At 53.4% G+C, this 714-nt stretch carries 1 protein-coding gene; it reads right to left on the bottom strand.

The genetic code is table 11. The features are described from left to right. On the bottom strand, positions 1-714 hold a 714-nt coding region (locus C5F46_RS16285), incomplete at both ends, for a DNA methyltransferase (RefSeq protein WP_328588592.1).

Genomic DNA, 714 nt, shown 5'->3' with positions numbered 1-714 from the left:
CAGCTTCTTCACGATCTGAATCTTCGATCCAAAGGCAGTAACGCTCTTGTCCGCGAATGAATTCCTGGGCACCCAGAAAGCGTTTCACGAACTTCGCAGCCTGCGGCCAATTAGACAATAGAGCGTGCCGCTCATCTGCATCCATGAAGAAGTTTCCGCCGTCTGTCGGCTTGTTTCCCCATTCCATCAATCCACGACCATCTTTTGGTTTCGATTGTGGAGCAACGATTATGTCAGGTGCAGCGACAAGATAGGCGTTAATATTTTCAGACTCTTTGACAACTGTCTGACCCAATTCATTCAAGGCGAAGAGCTTTCGAACTGGCCCAGCATGATTGGAAATCGCCACAATCGCCACGGTCACACCCGCGTTATGGCTGGCAAGGTTCGCCCATTTGAAGCTGGTATGGGCAAAAGCGATCTCATGCCCTGTCTGAAAGATCAGCGGCCACAGGATCGGCACCTGCTGCCCCTGACAGATCGAATTGGTGGACACGAATGCCGACACAGTCGGCGTGTGCAGCCCATAATCGGCGGCCTTCATGAACCAGCCCGCGACATAGTCGAGCGACTTCCAACTTTTCGTACGCCCCTCGAATATGCGCTGCAAATCCTCTTTTTGTTCCGTGCTTTGCCACGTTGACCCCAGATAGGGCGGGTTCCCGCAGATATAGGTCTCGCCCCCCTCGTTCGCGAAGTCGATCTGCGCCTGAT

Source organism: Phaeovulum veldkampii DSM 11550 (assembly GCF_003034995.1).
Classification (GTDB): domain Bacteria; phylum Pseudomonadota; class Alphaproteobacteria; order Rhodobacterales; family Rhodobacteraceae; genus Phaeovulum; species Phaeovulum veldkampii.
The sequence above is the reverse complement of the archived record's forward strand: the minus strand, read 5'-3'. Positions and strand labels throughout refer to the sequence as shown.